Genomic DNA, 22,831 nt, shown 5'->3' with positions numbered 1-22,831 from the left:
TGGGCCGCAGCGCGCGTCGACAGGCGCCCCGAGGAGGTTCGTGTGAGTCAGGCTGATCATCGATGGCGTCGCTGGCTGGCGGCGCCGATTGCGCTGATCGCCGTGGCCGCCGCCGGCTGTGGCACCGAGCAGTCCGCGGGCGGCCCGGCCGACGACACCCGGCCGACCCCCGTCGCGAGCGCGCCGGTCGATACGACCGCGGCGCCCACACCGACACCGGAGCAGGGCCCGGCGGCCGCGAAACTGAACGTCGCCGACGGCGCCAAGCGGGTGAAGGTCGACACCGTGCTGAAGGTCGAGGCGGCGCCCGGCACCCGGATCGAATCGGTCAGGATCGAGCACGGCAACGGCGACGCCAAGGGCAAGCAGGACGGCCCGGTCGCCGGCGAGCTCGCCGATGACGGCGCGACATGGGAGGCATCGGAGGGGCTCGACCCGGGTGAGAAGTACCGCGCGACGCTGAAGCTCAGCGGGGCCGACGGCGAGAGCGTCGAGCAGCGCTCGCAGTTCAGCACCGCCGAGCTGACCCTGGACGATCAGGTCTACCCCGAGACCGCGACCAGTGACGGCGAGACCTACGGGGTCGGGATGCCGATCCAGATCACCTTCGACCTGCCGGTGAAGGATCGCGCGGCGGTCGAGAAGCGGCTGAAGGTGACCGCCGAGCCGGCCCAGCAGGGAAGCTGGCACTGGTTCTCCGACACCGTGGTGCGCTATCGGCCGGAGAAGTACTGGAAGGCCGGCAGCAAGATCAAACTCGACGCGTACCTGAACGGCGTGAGCGTCGGCGGCGGGCGCTACGGCCAACAGAGCGTGCACGAGAAGTTCAGCATCGGCAAGAACGTCGTGGAGAAGGTCGACCTGCGCAAGCACACGCTGCAATACATCGAGGACGGCAAGGTCACCAAGACGCTGCCGATCAGTGCGGGCAAGGAGGGGTTCACCACCCGGTCCGGCATCAAGGTGATCAGCGAGAAGAGCGACTCGCGACAGATGAACTCCGAGACCGTCTCGATCTACGGCTCCGAGGCCTACAACCTCAAGGTGCAGTGGGCGATGCGGATCACCAACTCGGGCGAGTTCCTGCACGCCGCCCCCTGGAATGCCGGCAACATGGGCGAGACCAACGCCAGCCACGGCTGCACCGGGCTCGACACCGACGACGCGTACTGGCTGTACGAGCGCTCGCCGATCGGTACGCCCGTGGAGTACACCGGCTCGGACAGCGAGACCGACCCGGACAACGGCTATGGCGATTGGAACCTGTCCTTCGCCGACTATCGCAAGGGCTCCGCGCTCTGATCGCCTGACACCGTGCTCAGCCGAAGGCGGCACGGGCCCGGTCGAGGGCCGCGGGCAGGGCCGCGACCAGGCGATCGACGTCTCCGTCGGTGGTGGTCGAACCGAAGGAGAAGCGCAGGGCGGCCGACGCCGCATCGTCGTCTCGGCCCATCGCCAACAGCACGCTGCTCGGCCGCGACACACCCGCCGAGCAGGCGGAGCCGGAACTGGCGTCGATCCCGGCGGCATCGAGCAGCAACAGCAGGTCGCTGGCCCGCGTACCCGAGAACTCGACGTTCACGATCGCCGGGCTGCCCGGCTCCCCGTTGATCGCGGTGCCGGGCAGGGCGGCCACCGCCGCCACGACCCGGTCCTTCAACGCCCCGAGGCGCGCGGCCTCGCGGTCCCGTTCGGCGACGGTCACCCGCAGGGCCGCCGCGAACGAGGCGGCGAGCGCCGCCGCCAGCGTTCCCGACCGCACGTCGCGCTCCTGCCCCCCGCCGTGACCGAGCGCCGCCGGGGCCAGTTCCTTGCGGGCCAGCAGTACGCCGATGCCGACCGGTCCGCCGATCTTGTGGGCGGTCGCGGACAGCAGGTCCAGCCCGCTGGCGCGGAAATCGACCGGTTGCGTCTTCACCGCCTGGACGGCATCGCTGTGTGACCAGGCACCGGCCTGCCGAGCCGCGGCGGCCAGCGCGGAGACCGGTTGCAACGCGCCGGTCTCGTTGTTCACCCAGTGCACCGACAGCACCGCCGTGGGTACGCGCAGCGCCCGCCCGATCTCGTCCGGGTCGATGCGGCCGTCGGCATCCACGCTCGCGACGATCAGCTCGGCCCCTTCGGCGGCGCAGGCGGCTGCGCTCGCCGCCACCGCGGGATGCTCGGTCGCGGAGATGATCATCCGGTTGGCCTGTGCCCGCCGCGCGATCCAACTGCCACGGACCGCGATGTTGTCGGCCTCGGTGCCGCCCGAGGTGAAGATCACCTCCGGCGGCGCGGCGCCGAGATCGGCGGCGATGGACTCCCGGGCCTCCTCCAGCACCCGGCGGGCGCGGCGACCGGAGGCGTGCAGCGACGAGGGGTTGCCCGGTTGCCCGGCCTCGGCCGCGAACGCAGCCGCGGCCTCCGCCCGCATCGGGGCGGAGGCCGCGTGATCGAGATAACTGCGGGCGTCGGGCACGCTCAGCCCCGGGCCGCCTTCACCTGCTCGGTCGCCGCGGGCAGCACGGTGTGCAGATCGCCGACGATGCCGAGGTCGGCGAGCTCGAAGATCGGCGCCTCCTCGTCCTTGTTGATCACCACGATCGCCTTCGAGGTCTGCATCCCGGCGCGGTGCTGGATGGCACCGGAGATGCCCGCCGCGACGTAGAGCTGCGGGGACACCGTCTTGCCGGTCTGGCCGACCTGGAAGTTGTGCGGGTACCAGCCGGAGTCGACCGCGGCGCGCGAGGCGCCGACGGCGGCGCCGAGCGCATCGGCGAAGGCCTCGACCTCGTCGAAGTTGCCGCCGGTGCCACGGCCGCCGGAGACGACGATCGCCGCCTCGGTCAGCTCGGGCCGCCCGGTCGCGGGCTTCTCCTCCGAGGACACGATCCGCGCGCCCTTGGCCGCATCGGAGATGGTGACCGCTGCATCCTCGACGGCGTCGCTGCCTGCCGCCGCCTCGGGTGCGACCGAGTTGGCCTTGACGGTGATCACCGGCGCGGCGCCGGCATCGGCGTTCACGGTCCAGTTGCCGGCGAAGACCGACTGCTTGGTGCTCACACCGTCCCCACCGGCGTTCACGTCGACGGCGTCGGTGATCAGACCGCCGCCGCGGCGTACCGCCAGGCGACCGGCGATCTCCTTGTTCTCCGGCGTCGAGCTGAGCAGCACCGCCGTGTCGTCGCCGGCCAGCCCGGCCAGCGCATCGACCTTCGGCACCACCAGGTACTCGGCGATCGCCGGATCGCCGACGGCCAGAGTCTTCGTCGCCCCGTACTCCGCGAGCTGCGGCGCCAGTGCGGCCGCGTCGTCGCCGAACACCACGGCGACCGGCTCACCGATCCGGCGCGCCAGGGTCAACAGTTCGAAGGTCGGCTTGGCGACCTTGCCGTCAGCCGCCTCGACGACCACCAGGACATCACTCATTCTCGGTTCTCCTTATCGCTCGTCGTCGGGATCACAGGTACTTGCCGGCGACCAGGAACTCGGTCAGCGCCGTGGCGCCCGACCCGTCCTCGTCGGTCACGACCTTGCCGGCCTCCTTGGGCGGACGCGGCGCGGTCTCGGTGACCTTGGTCCGGGCGGCGGCCAGGCCGACCCCGCCGGCGTCGACGCCCAGGTCCTCCAGCGTCCACTCGTCGACGGGCTTCTTCTTGGCGGCCATGATCCCCTTCATCGAGGGGTAGCGGGCCTCGCCCGACTGGTCGGTGACGCTGACCACCGCAGGCAGGGTGGCCTCGATCCGCTGGCTGGCGGAATCGCCGTCGCGGCGGATCTTCACCGTGTCGCCGTCGACCGACAGCTCACTGGCCAGCGTGACGCCCGGCCAGCCGAGCCGCTCGGCGAGCATCGCGGGCACGACGCCCATCGTGCCGTCGGTGGAGGCCATGCCCGCGATCACCAGGTCGGGGCCGATCTTGCCGATCGCCGCGGCGAGGATCTCACTGGTGGCCAGCGCATCGGATCCGTGCACCTGCTCGTCGCTGACATGGACACCGGCATCGGCGCCCATCTGCAGCGCCTTCTTGATCGCATCCGCGGCGTCGTCCGGGCCCAGCGTCAGCGCGACCACTTCGACGTCGTCGCCGTTCTCGGCCACCTGGAGCGCCTGCTCGATGGCGTACTCGTCAAGCTCGGACAAGATGCCGTCGGCGCCGTCGCGGTCGACGGTGCCGTCATCGGCAAACTCGCGGTCGCCGGTGGCATCGGGCACGTACTTCACCAGTGCAACGATCTTCATCTCTCTCCACTTCACCGTGTAGGGGTCGCCGTCGAGGATGGAGCGTACCAATGCTACTCCCGGGTAACTTCCGCGACCATGACCAGCCTAGCGGTCGCTCAGGTAACGTTGCGTGGCGGTGCCGACCCACCGACCGTGATGCGCTAGAACTGACCCGTTCATCGTCGAGCGAGACCATGCGGCGAAAGCGCCGAACCCCGACGGAAGGGACAGCATGTCGACCCCACCGCCCCCCGTGATCGACTCACGCGTCCTCGGCGCGCGGCTCTGCGAGGGGGGCACGCGCTTCGGGCTCTGGGCGCCACGCGCCACCCGGGTCGAGCTGGCGTTGGTCGATCCCCAGCGCAAGCAGCGCAATCTCGACATGCAACGCTCCGATGCCGACGGCGTGTGGACGGTGTTCGCGCCGGGCGTCGGTCCCGAGCAGCGCTATGGCTTTCGGGTGCACGGCCCGTGGGACCCCGACGACGGGGCCCGATTCAATCCGGCGAAGCTGCTGCTCGATCCGTACGCACGGGCGATCACCGGCGGGGTGGACTACTCGGGGCCGATCCTCGATCACACCGCCGAGTCCGACTACGAGGTCGACACCACCGACAGCTACCTGGCGGTGCCGCTGAGCGTCGTCGTCGCCGACTCCCCGCCCCCCACGCCGATCGCGCGGCGCCGGCCGCTGGCCGAGAGCGTGATCTACGAGGCGCACGTCAAGGGCCTGACCCGGCTGCACCCGGCCGTGCCCGAGCACCTGCGCGGCACGTTCGCCGGGCTCGCGTACCCGGCCATGATCGACTACCTGACCGAGCTCGGGGTGACCGCGGTCGAGCTGCTGCCCAGCCACTACTTCGTCTCCGAGCCGTTCATCGTGGGCCGCGGGCTGTCCAACTACTGGGGTTACAACACCCTCGGCTTCTTCGCCCCGCACTCGGCGTACGGCTCGGTCGGCACGACCGGGGAGCAGGTGCGCGAGTTCAAGGACATGGTCAGCGCGCTGCACGAGGCCGGCATCGAGGTAATCCTGGACGTCGTCTACAACCACACCGGTGAGGGCGGCCATGAGGGCCCGACGCTGAGCTTCCGGGGGATCGATCACGCGGGTTATTACCGGCTGACCGAGGACCTGCGCAACGACTACGACGTCACCGGTTGCGGCAACTCCGTGGACACCGCGCATCCCGGCGTGCTCACCATGATCATCGACTCGATGCGCTACTGGGTGACCGAGATGGGCGTTGACGGCTTCCGCTTCGACCTGGCCACCGAGCTGATTCGCGATGATCAACACCATGTGGACCAGGAGCACGAGTTCAAGGCGTTGATCGAATCGGATCCCACCTTCGACGGGATCAAGATGATCGCCGAGCCCTGGGACCTCGGACCCTACGGCTACCAGGTCGGCAACTGGGGGCCGGGCTGGAGCGAATGGAACGACCGCTTCCGCGGGTACGCCCGGGACTTCTGGCGCGGGCACACCGACGGCGTGGACGAGCTCGCCACCAGGCTCGCCGGCTCCGCCGACATCTTCGACCACGACGGCCGGCCCGCGTCGAGTTCGATCAACTTCGTCACCGCGCACGACGGGTTCACCCTGCGCGATCTGGTCACCTACGACGGCAAGCACAACGAGGCCAACGGCGAGGACAATCGCGACGGCACCGACGACAACCGTTCCTGGAACTGCGGCGTCGAGGGCGAGACCGACGACCCGGCGATCAACGCGCTCCGGACGCGCCAGATGAAGAATCTGATGATCACGCAACTGCTCGCCGTCGGCGTACCGATGATCACCGCCGGCGACGAGTTCGCCCGCACGCAGGGCGGCAACAACAACGCCTACTGCCAGGACGGGCCGATCTCCTGGGTGCACTGGGACCTGCTCGACCGACACGGCGAGCTGCACGGGCTGGTCCGGGCGACGCTGGCGCTGCGGGCGAAGTACCCGGTGCTGCGCCGCAATCGCTTCCACTACGGTCGCGAGCTGTCCGATCTGCAGGGCAAGCCGCTCGGCCGCAAGGACGTCGCCTGGTTCTCCGAGTCCGGTACGGAGATGACGGGCGACCAGTGGGCCGACGGGTCCCGGCGCCTGCTCGGCTGGTACGTCTCGGATCGGCGCGCCGCGTTCCTGAGCTGGTTCAACGGTGGCCCCGACGAGGTCGAGGTGGTGCTGCCGGCCGCGCCCTGGGCGACCTCGTGGCACCTGGAGATCGAGACCGGTCCGCCCGGGGAGCTGCCGGCACACCCGCTGGAGCCGGGCACCACGCTGCGGCTGCCGGGCCGCACGGTCGCGGTGCTGCGCGCGGACGTGCCGGTCTGGGCCGCGGCGAACCGGGCGCGCGAGCAGGCACGCCCGGCCGCCGGTGAGGCGGGCGACCCGAGCCAGCGGGGCCGCCCCGGTCCGCGCTGAGCCGAGCGCCCGTCCGACTCGGGCCGATCAGCCCCTCGCGCGCGCCGCGCGGCGCGCCAGGCGCTCGTGGGAATCGATGCTCGCCTGCTCGGCGAGCTCGTGGGCGAGCACCTGGCCCATCCGGCGGCAGAACGCCGCCGGCTCCTCGGCCGCATCGGGCCGCTCGGGCACGATCTTGTCGACGATGCCGGCCGCCAGCAGCTCGGCCGAACTGACGCCCTGGGCCTGCGCGAGCTCGGCCGCGTGATCGGTGTCGCGGTGGATGATCGCCGACGCGCCCTCGGGCGGGAGCGGTGAGAGCCAGCCGTGCTGGGCGCAGATCACCCGGTCGGCCGGCAGCAGGGCGAGCGCGCCGCCGCCGGTGCCCTGACCGATGATCACCGACACGGTGGGCGTCGGCAACGTGGCCAGGTCGGTCAGGCAGCGGGCGATCTCGCCGGCCAGCCCGCCCTCCTCGGCCGCCACGCTGAGCGCGGCGCCCGGGGTGTCGATCACGGTCAGCAGCGGCAACCCGAGCTCGGTGGCCAGCCGCATCCCGCGGCGAGCCTCGCGCAACGCGCCAGGCCCGAGCGGCTGCTCGGCGGTCTGGCCGCGGCGATCCTGGCCGAGCAGCACGCAGGGCACCCCGCCGAAGCGGGCCAGCGCCAGCATCAGCCCCGGATCGCGCTCCCCCTGGCCGGTGCCGTTCAGCATCGACACATCGGTGGCCGCATATTTCAGCAGCCGGCGTACCCCCGGCCGGTCGCGGCGCCGCGAACGGGTGATCGACTCCCAGGCCGGCACCGGCTCGATCGGTTCGGCGGGCGGTTCGGCCGGTGCCGCTATCCGGTCGCCGACGAGCACCCGCAACGCCCGCGCGGCGATCTCGGCGAGATGGTCGGGTGGGACGACCGCGTCGATCAGCCCGTGGGCGTAGAGGTTCTCCGCGACCTGGATGCCCTCGGGGAAACTCGCGCCGTAGAGCGCCTCGTAGACCCGCGGCCCGAGGAAGCCGATCAGCGCACCGGGTTCGGCCACCGTCAGATGCCCGAGCGCGCCCCAGGAGGCCAGCACACCGCCGGTGGTCGGATGGCGCAGATAGACCAGATAGGGCAGCCCGGCCCGCTTGTGTGCGGCGAGCGCCGCGCCGATCCCGATCATGCCGACGAAGGCCGGCGTACCCTCCTGCATCCGGGTCCCGCCGGAGGCCGTGGCCGCGAGCAGCGGCAACCGCTCGGCGGTGGCCCGCTGCACGGCGTCGATCAGCCGTCGGGTCGCGGCGCGCCCGATGGATCCGCCGAGGAAACCGAACTCGCAGACCATCACCGCGACCCGGCGCCCGTCCAGGGTGCCGCAACCGGTGATCACCGACTCGTCGAGCCCAGTCCGGTTCCGGGCCGCCGCGAGTGAGGCGGCATAGTCCGGGTCGGCCGGCTCGGGGACCGGGGAATCCCAACTGACGAAGGAATCCGCGTCCAGCGTCGCGGCCAGCAGTTGTGGACCGCTGAGCCGCGGGGCCTCAGTCATCGCCGGCAACGGACTCACCGGCCACCCACCGCCGCAGCGCGTCGGCGTCGGCATCGAGCACCGGCGGCGCGGCGTGCCGCGTGCGGGTGACCTCGCGCTCCGCACCGGAGGAATCGACCGAGAAGAACCGCAGCGGAGGGCCGGGCAGCCGGATTCCGCCGAGCTGATCATGGTCGACATCGATCAGCAGCCCCTGGGAGGCGGTCTGTTCCCAGTTGTAGACCTCGGCGAGATCGCGTACCCGACCGGCCGGCACCCCGGCCGTCGCCAGTTGGTCCAACACCTCGTCCGGCGACAGGTCGGCGAAGGTCTGTTCGAGCAGCGCGGTCACCTGCTGCCGATTGCCGACCCGCTCGGCATTGGTCACCATCCCCGGAGTCTGCGGATCGAGCCCGAAGGCCGCACACAGCTTGCGCCACAGCGAATCATTGGCGGCGGCGATCTGCACCGAGCCGCCACGGCAGTGGAACAGTCCGTAGGGCGTGATCGACGGGTGACTGTTGCCCTGGGCGCGTCCGGTCTGACCGGCGACGGTCTGGCGGGTGCCCTGGAAGGCGTGCACCCCGACCACCGAGGCGAGCAGCGAGGTCCGCACGACCTGGCCGTGACCGGTGCGCTCGCGCTCGTGCAGCGCGGCCAGTACGCCGAAGGCGCCGTACATGCCGGCCAGCAGGTCGGCGATCGGTACGCCCACGCGGGTCGGCTCGTCCGGACCCGGGCCGGTCAGCGACATCAGCCCCGCCTCGCCCTGCAGGATCTGGTCGTAGCCCGCGCGGCCGCCCTCCGGCCCATCGTGCCCGAAGCCGGTGATGGACAAGATCACCAGGCGCGGATTCAGTTCCAACAGCTCGGTGGTGCCGAGACCGAGACGATCCATCACCCCGGTCCGGAAGTTCTCGCAGACCACGTCCGCGCGGGCGATCAGCTCGCGCAGCACCTGGCGCCCGTCATCGGACTTGAGGTCGAGCGCGACGGACTCCTTGTTGCGATTGCAGGACAGGAAGTAGGTGGACACCCCGTCGACGAACGGCGGGCCCCACCCTCGGGTCTCATCGCCCGAACCCGGCGCCTCGACCTTGATCACGCGGGCACCGAGGTCGCCGAGCATCATTGCCGCATGCGGCCCGGCCAGCGCGCGGGTGAGGTCGATGACGACGAGGTCGGACAGTGGGCCGGGGTGCGAGGGATTCGAATCGTTGTGCATCACAGCCATCCTGGCACCACCAGCGCGAGCCAGGCCACGACGGGCGCGATGACCATGATCGACATCCCCCAGATCAACAGCGTACGGAACACCCGGTCACGATCCTCGGTCTCGGAGTTGGCAACCACGAGCGCGCCGTTGGTCGAGAACGGGCTGCAGTCGACGACCGAGGAGGCGATGGCGAGCGCGCAGATCATGCCGACCGCGCCGACCTGCCCCGTGACCAGGAAGGGCACGGCGAGCGGGATCAGGGCGCCCAGGATGCCCGTGGTGGAGGCGAAGGCCGAGACCACCGCGCCGATCACACAGATCAGCAGGGCCACCAGGAGCGGCGTACCGATACCGGCGACGGACTCACCGAGCCAGGCGACGACACCCTGCTCCTCGAGCAGACCGACGTAGGTGACGATGCCGCCGATCAGCAAGACGGTTCCCCAGGCGATCTTGTCCACCGCGCCCTTGGCACTGCCGGGGAAGATCAGCGTGAGCACGACGGCGATGGCGAGCGCGGTGAAGCCGACGTCGAGCTTGAAGATCAATGCGCCGACGGCGAGCGCGACCAGGCCCAGCAGGGTCAGCGCGCGCGGGGCATTCAGCCGGTGCCCCTCATCGGGCGGCTCTGCCGCGGCGCTGCCCGCCGAGCCGGCCTGGCCGCGGCGGACGGCCGCCTCGGGGGTCCCGGTGACCTCGGCGTGGGCGACTCGTTCGGCCTGCTCGGCCGCGGCATCGAGATCGGCGCCGGCGCCGCGGCCGACGAGGCGCGGGCCACCGAAGACCACGAAGGCGAGTCCGGCGATGAGCAGCGAGGCGCCGAACGTGGTCAGGAACAGCACCAGCGGATTGCCGGGCAACTGGCTGCGCTCGACGACACCGTTGGTGATCGAGCCGAAGATGCCGATCGGTGAGAAGCTGCCGGCGGTCGCGCCCTGCACCACCATCATGCCCATCATCACCGGGTGGATCCGGTAGCGGCTGGCGAAGCCGAGTGCGATCGGCGCGACGATGGCCACCGCGGCCGGGGACACGGCACCGACCGCCGTGATCGCCGCGCAGACGGCGAACATCGCCCACGGAATCAGCGCGACGCGGCCGCGCACCGCGCGCACCACGGCATGCACGATCCAGTCGACGGTGCCGTTGTTCTTGGCCAGCGCGAACAGGTACGTGACGCCGACGAGGATGACGAACAGGCTGGCCGGAAAACCCGCCAGCACATCGTCGACATCGCCGCCGAAGACGACGATCCCGACCACCGCGGCGGCGACCAGGGCGAGGGCGCCCATGTTCACCGGACGCACGGTCGCGATCAGGAAGACGGCTGCGAGTACGAGGAGTGAGATGATCTGGACGCTCATTGGTGCGCGACCTCCCTGTCGGCGGGCCCAGCGGAATATTGGCCTGGCCTCTAGGCCGGTGCCATGATTGTCAAGCACGTCGAAGTCGACCGACGGGAGATCCGATGGCCACCTCGGGCCCCGGGCCGCTGGCCCGTCCCCCGCTGTACGAGCAGCTCGCCGAGCACATCTCCGCGTTCATCGACGCCCAGGGCCTCGGCCCGGGCGATCGGCTGCCGCCCGAGCGCGCACTGGCCTCGGAGCTGGGCGTCAGCCGGGCGACACTGAGCCGCGCCCTGGTCGCACTCGAGGTCCGGGGGCTGGTCTCGGTGCAGCACGGCAACGGCGCGGTGGTGTTGGGGCGCGTCGACCCGGACCACCCCTGGGCAACCGGCCGACTCGCGCCGCCCCAGCTCGCGGGCCTGCGCGCCAGCCTGGTCTCCGGTCTGGCGCGGCTCGCCGCCGAACGGGCCGGGGCAACCGCGCGCGAGGCGATGCTCGCGCCGGACGGTACACCGCCCACCTGGCCCGACCTGTGGCGCGCGTTGCGCCGGCTGGCCGACGACGAGGCGCTGGCCACGGCGGTGCAGGAGGTCGTCTCCGCGGCGGGCGGCGCGGACCCGGACACGGACGCCCTGACCCGGCTGGCGGCCGCCGTGCGCAGCGGCCGGCCCGAGCTGGCCGCTGAGGCCGCGTGGGGGCTGTGGTGAACATTCCCCGCTCTGCGCCCCGATTGGGTGCCCACCGCCGCTGCCCATCCAGCACCGCGCCCGATAGCGTGGGAGCGTGACTCCGGCAACAGCGGCGAAGGGCAAGAAGCGCAAGGATCCGGCGGGCGGGTCGACGGCCAGCACCGGCCCGGCGGGACACAAGGGTGGCCGGCGCAAGCCGCCGCGCCCCACCGGCATCGGCCGGATTCCGGTCACCAAGGTCTCCCCCGTCGTGGAGGGCGGCGCCTATCCGGCCAATGCCGTCGTCGGCGAGGAGCTGCCGATCCGGGCCAAGGTCTTCCGGGAGGGGCACGACGCGGTCAACGCCTCGGTGGTGCTGACCGATCCGAACGGCGCCGAGCGCCGCGTCGACATGGCGCGGTTCGGGCCGCTCGGGCTGGACGGCTGGGAGGCATGGGTACGCCTGGACGCCGAAGGCCCGTGGACGTTCCGGGTCGAGGGCTGGGACGACCCCTGGGGCACGTGGCACCACGTCGCTGAGGTGAAACTCCCCGCCGGCATCGACGTCGAACTGGTCTGTGCCGAGGGCCGGGCCCTGATCGAGGAGACCGCCGAGACCGCCCGCACGGCAGGCGACCGGGCCGCGGTCACCGCGCTCGGCGACGCCGCGCGCGCACTGGACCCGGGCCGGCCCGGACACGACCTGTGGCAGAGCGCCGACTCCCCCGCCCTGGCCGCCGCGATGCGCGCCCACGGCCCGCGCCGGTTGGTCTCCCCGACGCCGGACTATCCGTTGTGGTGCGAGCGCCGGCGGGCGCTGTTCGGCTCCTGGTATGAGTTCTTCCCCCGCTCGGCGGGCGCGGTCCACCACGAGGACGGCAGTTGGACCTCGGGCACCTTCGACTCCTCCCACGAGCGCCTCGAGGCCGCCGCGGCGATGGGCTTCGACGTGGTCTACCTGCCGCCGATCCACCCGATCGGCCGGGCGTACCGCAAGGGACGCAACAACACCCTCACCCCGGGCCCGCACGACCCCGGCTCGCCGTGGGCGATCGGCGCCGCCGAGGGTGGCCACGACGCGATCCACCCCGATCTCGGCGATTTCGACTCCTTCGACCGATTCGTGGCGCGCGCCCGCGAACTCGGCCTGGAGGTCGCCCTCGACCTCGCGCTGCAGGCCTCGCCCGACCATCCGTGGGTGCATGATCATCCGGAGTGGTTCACCACCCGCGCCGACGGCACGATCGCGTATGCGGAGAACCCGCCGAAGAAGTACCAGGACATCTACCCGATCAACTTCGACAACGATCCCGAGGGGATCTACAGCGAATGCCTGCGGATCGTGAACCTGTGGATCGATCACGGGGTGACGATCTTCCGGGTGGACAATCCGCACACCAAGCCGGTGGAGTTCTGGGCCTGGCTGCTGGCCGAGGTACGCCGTGATCATCCGGAGGTGATCTTCCTCGCCGAGGCGTTCACCAAGCCCGAGATGATGCACACGCTGGGCAAGATCGGCTTCCAGCAGTCCTACACCTACTTCACCTGGCGCAACGAGAAGTGGGAGCTCGAGGAGTATCTGACCGAGCTGACCACGAAGACCGACGCGTTCTTCCGGCCGAACTTCTTCGTCAACACGCCCGACATCCTGCCCGGATACCTCGTCCACGGCGGCCCGCCGGCGTTCACCGTCCGCGCGGTGCTGGCGGCGACACTGTCGCCGACCTGGGGCGTCTACTCCGGTTTCGAGCTGTTCGAGAACGTCAACCTGCGGCCCGGCAGCGAGGAGTACCTCAACTCCGAGAAGTACGAATACCGGCCGCGGGACTACGCCGCCGAGCCGAATCTGGGCATCTTGTTGACCCGGCTGAACGAGATCCGTCGCGCGCACCCCGCGCTGCAGCAGTTGCGCAACCTGACCTTCCACCACGCACCGAATGCGCAGGTGATGTGTTACTCCAAGCGCGACCCGGCGCACGTGGACGCCGACGGCGCACCGGCCGCGGGCGACTTCGACGAGGTCATCGTCGCGGTCAGCCTGGAGCCGAAGGCGACGGTCGAGTCGGAGGTCTTCCTCGACTCCGAGGCGCTCGGCCTCGAACCGGACGAGTTGATCACCGTCCGCGACGAGCTGACCGGTGAGACCTTCGAGTGGGGCGCGCGCAATTTCGTCCGCCTGACGCCGGAGCACCCGGCGCACGTGTTCAGCGTCCGGCGGGGCGCGGGAAGGGGTGTGCGATGAGCCCGACGCTCGTGGCGACGGAACTGGTGTGGCGACACATCCGGTCGAGCCGCTGGTTCTCCGGCCGCTCCGGCCGGTTGGTCAACATCGTCGCGCTGCCCTGGCTGTCGGGGCGGCCGCTGTGGGTGCGCACCGAGCTCGCCGAGGTCGAGCTGGACGACGGCTCGGTGCACCAGTACCAGGTGGTGCTCGCCTATCGGCCGGCCTGGGGCGCGCCGGAAGGCGCCCTCGGGGTGATCGAACACCCGGAGCTGGGCCGGGTGGCGGTCTTCGACGCGACCGCCGACCGCGAGGCGCTCGGCGTGCTGTTGGACCGGTTGATCTCCGGTGGCGAGGTTCGCGACGGCGGGCACCTGCTGCGGTTCCGCACCTTCGGAGCGCTGCGGCCGGGGCTGGCGGTACGCCCGGTCGCCGGCGAGCAGTCCAACACCTCGCTGCTGGTCGGCGGGGACTATCTGCTGAAGATCTTCCGGCGACTGCAGCCGGGACCGAGCGTGGACATCGAGGTGCTTCGCGCCCTGCCCGCCGGCCCCGGCAGCCCGACGGTCGATCTTCGCGGGGTCGTCGAGGCCGAGTGGCCCGGCGAGGACGCCGACGACCAGCCGGGTCGGGCCGACCTGGCGATGATCACCGACCAGGTGCCGGCGGCGACGGACGGTGCCACCCACGACGGCTGGGAGCTGGCGGTCGCGGCGGCGCGCGAGGGTGCGGACTTCACCGGGCCGGCCGCCGAGCTGGGCACGACGCTGCGCCGGCTGCACGCCGCGCTCGCCGAGGCGTTCGGGACCTCCGAGGTCGCCGGCGACGTGTTCGCCGGGCGGCTGCGGCACGAGTTCACCCGCGCATCGCGTGAGGTCGCGCAGCTCGAGGCGTACCTCCCGCACGCGGAGCGGCTGCTGGAGCCCGTCGCCGCCCAGGACCGGGTGCCCACCCAGCGGATCCACGGCGACTTCCATCTCGGCCAGGCCCTGCGCACGGCCGACGGCTGGAAGATCATCGACTTCGAGGGCGAGCCGCTGCGCGCGATCGACGAGCGGCGGGCGCCGGACAGTGTCTGGCGCGACGCCGCCGGAGTGCTGCGCTCGCTGGACTACGCCGGCGCGACCGCCCGCCGCGCGGGTGGCGACGAGGCGGCCACGGCCGCCTGGGTACGCGAGGCGCAGCGAGCCTTCATCGACGCCTACGCACCCGAACGCGACGAAGCGGGCGAGCAGTTGCTGGCCGCCGGCGCGGCGACGAAGGCCGCCTACGAGGCCGCGTACGAGACGCGGCACCGCCCGGACTGGCTGCCGATCCCGCTCGCGGCGCTGGCCGCGCTGGCCGGGACCGGCACGACACCCGATCCGCCCGCGCCCGATGCGCCTCCACCCGATGCACCCCCATCCGATGCACCCGCACCCGATGCACCCGCACCGGACTCCGACCCGTCGGCCGCGGAACGGCCGGTCGACCAGACCCGCTTCGGCGGCCTGGCCGGCTGGGACCTGGAGGGCTTCCACAGCGGTGGCGACACGGAGGCGTGGAAGCGCCTCGGCTCGCACGTGCTGACCGTGCCGGGCCCGGACGGTCCGGTCAGCGGTACCCGGTTCGCGGTCTGGGCGCCGCAGGCCCGCGCGGTCTCGGTCGCGGGCGACTTCAACGGCTGGGCGGGCACGCCGCTGGAGCTGATGCCCGGGACCGGGGTGTGGGCGGGCTTCGTGCCGGGCGTCGGCGTGGGTGCGTTGTACAAGTTCCAGATCCTGACCCGGGACGGCGAGTGGCTGGAGAAGGCCGACCCGATGGCGCGCTACGCCGAGCAGCCGCCGGCCACCGCCTCCATCGTCTGGGAGTCCGGCTACGAGTGGCGAGACGAGGAGTGGCTCGCCCGGCGCGCCCGGAGCGAGCCCAGGGTCGAGCCGATCAGCATCTACGAGGTTCACCTCGGCTCGTGGCGTGGCGCCAAGGGCTATCGGGAGCTGGCCGACGAGCTGATCGAGTACGTGACCTGGCAGGGCTACACGCATGTGGAGTTCCTGCCGCTCGCCCAACACCCGTTCGCCCCGTCCTGGGGCTACCAGGTGACCGGCTATTTCGCGCCGCAGTCGACGATGGGCGACCCGGATGATCTTCGCTACCTGATCGACCGGCTGCACGCCGCGGGCATCGGCGTACTGCTGGACTGGGTGCCCGGGCACTTCCCGAAGGATGCCTGGGCGCTCGGCCGCTTCGACGGCTCGGCGCTGTACGAGCACGCCGATCCCCGACAGGGCGAGCACACCGACTGGGGCACCTACATCTTCAACTTCGGTCGCAACGAGGTGAAGAGCTTCCTGGTCTCCAATGCCCTGTACTGGATCGAGGAGTTCCACATCGACGGGCTGCGGGTCGACGCCGTCGCCTCGATGCTCTATCTCGACTACTCCCGCAACGAGGGCGAGTGGGTGCCGAATCAGTACGGCGGCCGGGAGAACCTCGAGGCGATCGACTTCCTGCGCTATGTGAACACCCACCTGCACGACCGGGTGCCGGGGATCATGACGATCGCCGAGGAGTCGACCTCGTTCCCGGGGGTGACCAGGCCGGCCGCCGAGGGGGGCCTGGGCTTCACCTTCAAGTGGAACATGGGCTGGATGAACGACACGCTGTCCTATCTCGGGCGCGAGCCGATCCACCGGCAGTACCACCATCACGACATGACCTTCTCGATGGTCTACGCCTGGAGCGAGAACTTCATCCTGCCGATCAGCCACGACGAGGTGGTGCACGGCAAGGGCTCCATGATCAACAAGATCCCGGGCGACGACTGGCAGAAGTTCGCCACGCTCCGGGCCTACTACGCGTTCATGTGGAGCCATCCCGGCAAGCAGTTGTTGTTCATGGGCCAGGAGTTCGGGCAGCGGCCGGAGTTCGACGAGTCGGTGCCCCCCGAATGGTGGGTCAGCGACCTGTGGGGGCACAACGGTCTGCAACAGCTCGTCCGCGACCTGAACCGGACCTACCGCGACAACCCCGCACTGTGGAGCATCGACAACGCACCGAGCGGCTTCGCCTGGATCGACGCCGATGACTCCGGTGGCAACGCCTTCTCCTTCCTGCGGTTCGGCGCGAACGGCGAGCAGTTGGCCGCGGTGATCAACTTCTCGCCCGAGCCGCGGGAGGACCTGCGGATCGGACTGCCCGCCGAGGGCACCTGGCGCGAGGTGCTGAACACCGATGCGGAGTTCTACGACGGGACGGGGCGCTTCGGCAACTCGGGGCAGGTGATCGCCCGGCCCGTCCCGCACGGGAACTTCCCGGCGAGCGCATCGATCGTGCTGCCGCCGCTGGCCGCGCTCTGGTTCGTTCACGATCCGCACGGCCCGGTCGATGACCTCGGTTGACATCACCATCGGTCCCGACCGGACGGCCCGGCTGCGCTGGGACGGCGCTCCCGACCGCGCGATGATCGCGACCGCCGCCGCGCAGGCGCTGGACCAGGCCGACCGGGTGGAGGCCGAGGTCGCAGACACCGACGTGCCCGCGCGACGGGCCCTGCACCAGGCCGGCTTCCGCTCCGAGGGGGTACGCCGCCGCGCCCTGCCCGGTCCGGGCGGCGCGATGCTCGATGCCCGGATCTATGCGCGGCTCGCCGACGACGAGGTGGCGGGCCCGCTCGCCTTCTCCCAGGTGATGAACACCGTCCTGCCCCGCACCCGGCTGATCGCGCATGTGCTGTTCCGGCGTACCGATCCCGCCGGCGGGCCGATGCAGTATCTGTTCTGCCAGACCGTGTTCAAGACCGACTGGGAGTTGCCGGGCGGGGTGGTCGAGCCCGGCGAGTCCCCGCGCACCGGCGCCGTTCGCGAGGTGGCCGAGGAGCTCGGGCTGGCGGTCGAGGTGGGCGAGGTGCTGGCCGTCGACTGGCTGCCGCCCTATCTCGGCTGGGACGATGCCCTGGAGTTGATCTTCGACGGCGGCGAGCTGAGCGCCGAGCAGTGTGCGGCGATGGTGCTGCAGCCGAGCGAGATCGCGGCGGTGCACTGGACCAGCGCCGAGCAGGCCTACCCGATGCTCCGGGCCGGCGCGGCCCGGCGCCTGAAGTTGATCACGGAGCGACCCGGCGCGACGCACTACCTGGAGGATGGCGACCCGCCGGGGTGAATCGCCGCTCGTGCCAGACTGTCGGCATGACCGAACCCCATCGCGAGTCATCGGCAGCACGGCCGACGGAGGACGCGGTCGAGGCCCCCGCCGCGGAGCCAGCGCCCGACCCGGGCCACTTCCGGCACTGGCGTCGCTGGTTGATCGTCGGCGCCCTGCTGGTCGCTGCCGGATTGCTGCTGTTCTTCGTCTGGACCTCGTTCCTGCCCCGTTGGTGGGCGCAGACGATCAGTCGGCAGACGGGCGGCACCTTCTCCGGTGGGGTCGGCTGGGGCCTGATCCTCGGCTTCCTGTTCACCCTGGTGCCGCTGTTGATCATGGGCGTCGCGCTGTTCCGGAACTGGAAGTACCTCGGCGTGCGCATCGCCCTGGCGGTGCTCGCGATCCTGCTCGCCGTGCCCAACCTGATCACCCTGAGCGTCTCGGTGGCACCGGGGCGGGCGAACGAGATCGCGCGTACCACGATGGACGTGAACGCGCCCTGGTTCCGCGGAGCGACCGGTATCGGCGCCGCGATCGCCGGTGCGGTCGCGATCGTGTTGTGGATCCTCGGCTACATCCGCCGCAGCCGCGGCCGCGAGGTCCGTCGCCTGCGCGCCGAACTCGACGCCGCCGACTGACCGGCACCGAAATCGTTCCCGCGAAACTCTGGCGCATCGCGGCGGCAGCTGATTAAAGTACTTCGATATCCCTCTCGGGGAGTCGAAGGAGACGCTGTGCGACGACGGAGCCGCCACATGAGACAACCGATGCGCCGCTGGATCCCCGCCGTCCTGGCCGCGACCGCGCTGCTGGGTCTGACGGCCCCGGCCACGGCCCACGCGGCCGACGGGTTCGAACCGTACGTGGCGATCGCCCCCGCGGCAGGCAAGCCGAACGTGTTGCAACTCGGCGACTCCTACTCCTCCGGCGTCGGCGCGCACGAGTTCGGGCAGGTACTGAACTACGCGCAGCTTCGGTGCGGCCGCTCCGCGACCAACTGGGGTCAGCAGTTCGCCGAGCGGATCGGCGGCAGCTACGTGAATGCGGCGTGCGGCGGCGCGACCTTCGCCGACCTGACGGGCGAGCAGGACTTCTGGGGTCCGGTGGCGCCACAGCTCGACGCCGTCAGCACCGACGCCGACCTCGTGCTGATGACGATGGGCGGTAACGACTTCGGCTTCCCCGCGCTCATCGGCCCCTGCTTCGACGACAAGGACGCGGCGAAATGCCGCGAGGCCCTCGCGTCCTCGCTCGATTCGGTGCGGCCGGGCGGCAAGGTCGAGAGGATCGCCGACGAGGGGATCGGGCTGATCCGCGGGAAGCTGCGTCCCGATGCCAAGCTGATCTGGCTGTCCTATCCCGACCTGACGAGCGCGGACTCCGTGCCGCTGGGCACCGGCGACGACACCTACGACTATGTCCCCGACCTGCGCCGGCTGATCGACGACTTCATCGACCTGCAGCACCGCGTCGCCGACCGGGCCAACGCGGAAGCGGGCGCCGAGGTGCACGTCGTCGACACCATCCCCGACGCGTTCGAGGGCAACTCGCTCGACCAGAGCCAGGGCCGGTACCAGACAAACCTGCCGGCCGAGTCCGACGACTCGTGGCTGATCGGCCTCGACGACCCGTACGGCTTCGAGAGCTACCACCCCAAGCAGCGCGGCTACGACGCGTACGCCGACGCGCTCCACGACTACTACGTCGCGAACATCGCCCCCACTCCTACTCCTACTCCTGCTCCTACTCCTGGCCCAACCACACCCCCGCCGACGACGCCCCCGCCGACGACCGCCCCCGCCTCGGCACCGCCGACGGCGGGCGTACTCCCCCCGTACGTGGCCATCCCGGCGCAGGCGAGCAAGCCTGCCGTGGTCCAGCTCGGCGATTCCTACTCCTCCGGCGTCGGCGCCCACCCGTTCGGCCGGTTGACCTACGTACAGAACCTGCGGTGCGGCCGCTCCGAGACCACGTACGGTCAACTGTTCGCCGAACGGATCGGTGGCAGCTACGTCAACGCCGCATGCGGCGGCGCGCAGTTCCCCGACCTGACGGGCCAGCAGGACTCCGGCGGGCCGGTGGCGCCGCAGGTCGACGCGGTGACAAGCGACACCGACATCGTGTTGATGACGATGGGCGGCAACGACTTCGGCTTCGGCGGCCTCGGCGTGTGCGTCGACCAGGAGGATGCGGTCGCCTGCCGCCAGAACCTGGCCCAGACCCTCGACTCGGTACGCCCCGACGGCCTGGTCGAGCGACGCGCCGCCGAGGGCATCGCGCGTATCCGCGAGAAGCTGCGGCCCGACGCCAAGCTGATCTGGCTCTCCTATCCCGACCTGACCGAGGCCGACTCCGTCACCATCGGCACCGGTGACGAACGCTACGACTACGCACCCGACCTGCTGCAGACGACCGACGACTTCATCGCGCTGCAGCGCCGCGTCGCGAACCGGGCGAATGCGACGCCTGGGGCCCAGGTCTACGTGGTCGACACGATCCCCGAGGTCTTCGATGGCCACTCCATCGACCAGAACCGGGGCAAGTACCAGACCCACAATCCCGCGCGGCCCGAGGACGCCTGGCTGATCGGCATCCGCGACCCCTACGGCCCCGAGGCGTACCACCCCAAGCAGATCGGCTTCGACGCATACGCCGACGCCCTGCACGCGTTCTACACCGAGCGCATCCTCGCGCCGTCGGCGACGCCCACGCCGAGCCCGACGGGCCCCGACCACCCGGGACCGACGAGCGCCAGCCAGCCGCCCCTCGGCACGTCGTCCCCGACCGGCGCGAGCGGCGAACCGAACAAACCTGCCGACGGCGCGGGCACCACGGCGCGCCCACCGCTGGCCGACACCGGCGGGCCCGGACCGGGCCTGCTCGTGGGCCTGCTGGGTGGGGCGACGGGAATCGGATTGCTGATCCGTCGGCGCCATTGAGTGCGTCGACCGCCTACCGCCCGTTTGCCCACTGCTCGGCAACCAGCCGATCGCCCAGATTGGTGCGTCGGTAGATCACCTCGCGGCCGCTCCGCCGGCGCTGGACGAGCCCGGCCCCGCGCAGCACCGCGAGCTGATCACCCACCGTGCCCAGACCCAGCCCGGTCAACTGAACGAGTTGCGTCGTGCTGAGCGGCGCGGCGAGCCGCTGCAGGACCTCGGCCCGATTGGCGCCGAGCAGCCGAACGAGCCCACCGGCGGCCGGTGCCGGGTCGGCATGGACCCCGGCAACGGGGTACGCCGCGCCGAATCGGCGTGGCGGATCCCAGACCACAAAGGCCCGCGGCGAGTCCGCCGGATACCAGACCAGCTCGTCTGCGCTGGTCAGGTCCTTGTCCGGCAGGTCGTTGTTGCTGATCCGGAGCGAACCGTCGGCCAACCAGGCCATTCGCGGATGCAGCTCGGGTAGCACCGCCGACCAGCCCCGCGCGCCGAGCACGGCGGATCTGAGCAGCACGTCGGCGCGAAGAATCCTCTCCCGACGCGACCAGTCCGGCGCGATGCCGGTCTCCCAGACCCACTCCAGGAGTGCGGCCACGTCTCGCCCCAGCCCTCGCCGCCGGCGCAACCGGGGCGTGAGTTCGCCGATCATGCCGAGTTCGGTGCGAATCATGCGGTCGGGTCGTTCGCTGACGCAACGCAGCTCGGCGGCGAACCCGTCAGCCGTGGCGGGCGGCGCGACGGTCAGGCAGTCGGCCACCCACCCGGGGCCCGCCGCGAGCCGGGAGATGTCTGCCTGCACCGGATGGTCGGCCAGCTGCGCCCGTAGTGCGGGCCGGTGCCGCCGACGCCACTCGAGCTGCCATGGCTCACACCGAGCGCCGACCAGGATCAACAGCCCGGCGACCGTCTCCAGCAGCGGTGAGACGGCGAACCGGCTGCGCGCCAGCAGGTCGGCATCGACCAGCCATCGTGACATGTTTCGCCTCCCAGCGAAACATTAGGCGGAGGGTGTGAACAAGCCAAGGCTGAGCAACATGACTCCCGGCTACCGCGCGCTGTTGTCCATCCGCGACTACCGCATCCTGTTCGCGGTCAGCAGCCTGCAGACCGCTTCCACCACAGCGGCATCGCTCGCCCTGGCCACCGGGCTCCAGCAGAGCACCGGTTCACCGCTGCTGACTGCGCTCGGAATGTTTGCCTCGCCATTGGCGGCGGTGATCGGGGCCAACACGTTGCTCGCTGCCGCCGACACGGTGCCACCAAGAACTTTGTTGCGCGTGATCTACCTGCTGATTGCGGCCTGCCTCGCAGTGCAGACCATGCCCGGTCTCTCCCCGGTCGCGCGCCTGGCGCCGATGCTGATCATCGGCGCCGCATCGGCGGTGGCCGCCGGTGCTCGTTGGGGGCTACTGGGTGACCTGCTGAGCCCGATCCAGTACGCCCCCGGCCGATCCCTGATCAACTCCAGTGTCGGGGCCCTGCAGATAGCGGGTTTCGCCGGCGGCGGGGCCCTCCTGCTCGCCTTCACCGTGGATACGGTGTTCTGGGTGGCTGCCGCCTGCAGCGCCCTGGCGGCCGCGCTCACACTCGGGCTACCCGCACATGCCGCGCGTCGCACCGGCAGGCTAGCCCTGCTGTCGAGCTGGCGGGCCAACCTCCGCCTGCTCGGTGACGGGAGAATCCGGCGGCTGATCATCGCCGCCAGCGTGCCGAACGGCCTGATTGTCGGCTGTGAGGCCCTGTTCGTGCCGTGGGCGAACGCTCGCGCGTCCGTGCTGTACCTCGCCGGAGCGTTCGGCATGATGCTCGGCGACATCGTCCTCGGACGACTGTTCTCCCCCGCCCGTCGCGCACGCCTGCAATTGCCGCTACGCGTACTGCTCGCCGGCTCGTTCCTGATCTTCGCCGCCTCACCGACGCTGGTCGTCGCCGCAATCGCCGTGGGCATCGGCTCCATCGGCTACGCGGCGACACTGGCCCTGCAGGAGGGGCTGCTGCGGGCCACGCCCCACCATCTCCTCGGCCAGGCACAAGGACTGGAGAACGCCCTCCGGATGACCGCCCAGGGCGTCGGCGCGATGCTGGGTGGCAGCCTGGCAGAGTTCATCGGTCCGGGACCGGCGATCGTCGCTCTTGCGGCGACGTCCCTCGCGATCACCACGACTGTGACCCGCCGGCCACTGGCGGACCTACCGCCGACCTGAC

16 protein-coding genes and 1 pseudogene are annotated in these 22,831 nt (G+C 71.0%); 10 read left to right on the top strand and 7 right to left on the bottom strand.

From position 1 onward, the window contains the following. Nucleotides 1–42: 42 nt before the first annotated feature. Nucleotides 43–1,302, top strand: a complete 1,260-nt coding sequence (locus ACXDC7_RS09900) for an Ig-like domain-containing protein (RefSeq protein WP_459222017.1) — start codon at nt 43–45, stop codon at nt 1,300–1,302. A 16-nt stretch (nt 1,303–1,318) separates the two neighbouring features. Here ACXDC7_RS09900 and ACXDC7_RS09895 read toward each other — a convergent pair whose 3' ends face one another. Genes ACXDC7_RS09895 through ACXDC7_RS09885 form a run of 3 tightly spaced genes read right to left on the bottom strand, consistent with a single transcriptional unit; the run spans nt 1,319 to nt 4,225 of the window. Further along, entirely contained in the window at nt 1,319–2,461 is a 1,143-nt protein-coding gene (locus ACXDC7_RS09895; RefSeq protein WP_459222016.1) for a cysteine desulfurase family protein, read from the bottom strand. A gap of 2 nt (nt 2,462–2,463) precedes the next feature. Then, nucleotides 2,464–3,411: an electron transfer flavoprotein subunit alpha/FixB family protein gene (locus ACXDC7_RS09890; protein WP_179443708.1), complete on the bottom strand. Its 948-nt coding sequence runs from the start codon at nt 3,409–3,411 to the stop codon at nt 2,464–2,466. Nucleotides 3,412–3,442: 31 nt separating this feature from the next. Beyond that, nucleotides 3,443–4,225 carry an electron transfer flavoprotein subunit beta/FixA family protein gene (locus tag ACXDC7_RS09885; RefSeq protein WP_179443709.1) on the bottom strand — a complete coding sequence of 261 codons (783 nt, stop codon included), beginning with the start codon at nt 4,223–4,225 and terminating at the stop codon, nt 3,443–3,445. Between the two features lie 214 nt (nt 4,226–4,439). Between ACXDC7_RS09885 and glgX the strand changes: the two genes are divergently transcribed. Continuing rightward, nucleotides 4,440–6,626: a glycogen debranching protein GlgX gene (gene glgX, locus ACXDC7_RS09880; RefSeq protein ID WP_459222015.1), complete on the top strand. Its 2,187-nt coding sequence runs from the start codon at nt 4,440–4,442 to the stop codon at nt 6,624–6,626. A 27-nt stretch (nt 6,627–6,653) separates the two neighbouring features. Here glgX and ACXDC7_RS09875 read toward each other — a convergent pair whose 3' ends face one another. The 3 genes from ACXDC7_RS09875 to ACXDC7_RS09865 are packed head-to-tail and all read right to left on the bottom strand — an operon-like array spanning nt 6,654 to nt 10,691. After that, nucleotides 6,654–8,132, bottom strand: a complete 1,479-nt coding sequence (locus ACXDC7_RS09875) for a carboxyl transferase domain-containing protein (RefSeq protein WP_459222014.1) — start codon at nt 8,130–8,132, stop codon at nt 6,654–6,656. Continuing rightward, nucleotides 8,125–9,336, bottom strand: coding sequence for a CaiB/BaiF CoA transferase family protein (locus ACXDC7_RS09870; RefSeq protein ID WP_459222013.1), 1,212 nt, complete (start codon nt 9,334–9,336; stop codon nt 8,125–8,127). Before ACXDC7_RS09870 ends, ACXDC7_RS09875 begins: the two co-directional genes overlap by 8 nt. Next, nucleotides 9,336–10,691, bottom strand: a complete 1,356-nt coding sequence (locus ACXDC7_RS09865; RefSeq protein ID WP_459222012.1) for an SLC13 family permease — start codon at nt 10,689–10,691, stop codon at nt 9,336–9,338. Before ACXDC7_RS09865 ends, ACXDC7_RS09870 begins: the two co-directional genes overlap by 1 nt. A gap of 104 nt (nt 10,692–10,795) precedes the next feature. Here ACXDC7_RS09865 and ACXDC7_RS09860 point away from each other — a divergent pair, with 104 nt between their 5' ends. From ACXDC7_RS09860 to ACXDC7_RS09830, 7 genes and pseudogenes are all read left to right on the top strand, one after another. Continuing rightward, complete coding sequence (locus tag ACXDC7_RS09860; protein ID WP_179443714.1) at nt 10,796–11,380, top strand: FadR/GntR family transcriptional regulator; 585 nt, start codon at nt 10,796–10,798, stop codon at nt 11,378–11,380. A gap of 196 nt (nt 11,381–11,576) precedes the next feature. After that, nucleotides 11,577–13,583 (top strand): alpha-1,4-glucan--maltose-1-phosphate maltosyltransferase, encoded by a 2,007-nt coding sequence (locus ACXDC7_RS09855; RefSeq protein WP_459222824.1) that lies wholly within the window; start codon nt 11,577–11,579, stop codon nt 13,581–13,583. Beyond that, nucleotides 13,580–13,858 (top strand): annotated as a pseudogene (locus tag ACXDC7_RS09850) (maltokinase N-terminal cap-like domain-containing protein); the annotation flags it as partial. The gene ACXDC7_RS09855 and the pseudogene ACXDC7_RS09850, both read left to right, overlap by 4 nt. Nucleotides 13,859–15,052: 1,194 nt before the next feature. Further along, nucleotides 15,053–16,942: a 1,4-alpha-glucan branching protein GlgB gene (gene glgB, locus ACXDC7_RS09845; protein WP_459222823.1), complete on the top strand. Its 1,890-nt coding sequence runs from the start codon at nt 15,053–15,055 to the stop codon at nt 16,940–16,942. Then, nucleotides 16,929–17,702, top strand: a complete 774-nt coding sequence (locus ACXDC7_RS09840; RefSeq protein WP_179443717.1) for an NUDIX hydrolase — start codon at nt 16,929–16,931, stop codon at nt 17,700–17,702. The genes glgB and ACXDC7_RS09840 overlap by 14 nt, the downstream gene beginning before the upstream one ends. Nucleotides 17,703–17,728: 26 nt before the next feature. Beyond that, entirely contained in the window at nt 17,729–18,322 is a 594-nt protein-coding gene (locus tag ACXDC7_RS09835) for a hypothetical protein (RefSeq protein ID WP_459222011.1), read from the top strand. Between the two features lie 117 nt (nt 18,323–18,439). Beyond that, a complete protein-coding gene (locus ACXDC7_RS09830; protein ID WP_459222010.1) occupies nt 18,440–20,623 on the top strand; it encodes an SGNH/GDSL hydrolase family protein in 2,184 nt (727 codons plus the stop codon). Nucleotides 20,624–20,636: 13 nt separating this feature from the next. Here the strand turns inward: ACXDC7_RS09830 and ACXDC7_RS09825 are convergent, their stop codons facing one another. Further along, nucleotides 20,637–21,602, bottom strand: coding sequence for an ArsR/SmtB family transcription factor (locus ACXDC7_RS09825; RefSeq protein ID WP_459222009.1), 966 nt, complete (start codon nt 21,600–21,602; stop codon nt 20,637–20,639). Between the two features lie 58 nt (nt 21,603–21,660). Here ACXDC7_RS09825 and ACXDC7_RS09820 point away from each other — a divergent pair, with 58 nt between their 5' ends. Next, nucleotides 21,661–22,830, top strand: a complete 1,170-nt coding sequence (locus ACXDC7_RS09820) for a hypothetical protein (protein WP_459222008.1) — start codon at nt 21,661–21,663, stop codon at nt 22,828–22,830. The last annotated feature ends 1 nt before the right edge of the window (nt 22,831 follow it).

The sequence above is a fragment of the Naumannella huperziae genome, assembly GCF_054073625.1.
Note: the sequence above shows the minus strand (reverse complement) of the source record. Positions and strands in the feature narration are given on the sequence as shown.

Coding starts and splice junctions, on each gene's coding strand:
- ACXDC7_RS09865 (WP_459222012.1), bottom strand. CDS start 10,691: ATGAGCGTCCAGATCATCTCACTCCTCGTACTCGCAGCCGTCTTCCTG.
- ACXDC7_RS09820 (WP_459222008.1), top strand. CDS start 21,661: ATGACTCCCGGCTACCGCGCGCTGTTGTCCATCCGCGACTACCGCATC.
- glgX (WP_459222015.1), top strand. CDS start 4,440: ATGTCGACCCCACCGCCCCCCGTGATCGACTCACGCGTCCTCGGCGCG.
- ACXDC7_RS09890 (WP_179443708.1), bottom strand. CDS start 3,411: ATGAGTGATGTCCTGGTGGTCGTCGAGGCGGCTGACGGCAAGGTCGCC.
- ACXDC7_RS09835 (WP_459222011.1), top strand. CDS start 17,729: ATGACCGAACCCCATCGCGAGTCATCGGCAGCACGGCCGACGGAGGAC.
- ACXDC7_RS09870 (WP_459222013.1), bottom strand. CDS start 9,336: ATGCACAACGATTCGAATCCCTCGCACCCCGGCCCACTGTCCGACCTC.
- ACXDC7_RS09875 (WP_459222014.1), bottom strand. CDS start 8,132: ATGACTGAGGCCCCGCGGCTCAGCGGTCCACAACTGCTGGCCGCGACG.
- ACXDC7_RS09840 (WP_179443717.1), top strand. CDS start 16,929: ATGACCTCGGTTGACATCACCATCGGTCCCGACCGGACGGCCCGGCTG.
- ACXDC7_RS09830 (WP_459222010.1), top strand. CDS start 18,440: ATGAGACAACCGATGCGCCGCTGGATCCCCGCCGTCCTGGCCGCGACC.
- ACXDC7_RS09885 (WP_179443709.1), bottom strand. CDS start 4,225: ATGAAGATCGTTGCACTGGTGAAGTACGTGCCCGATGCCACCGGCGAC.
- ACXDC7_RS09825 (WP_459222009.1), bottom strand. CDS start 21,602: ATGTCACGATGGCTGGTCGATGCCGACCTGCTGGCGCGCAGCCGGTTC.
- ACXDC7_RS09860 (WP_179443714.1), top strand. CDS start 10,796: ATGGCCACCTCGGGCCCCGGGCCGCTGGCCCGTCCCCCGCTGTACGAG.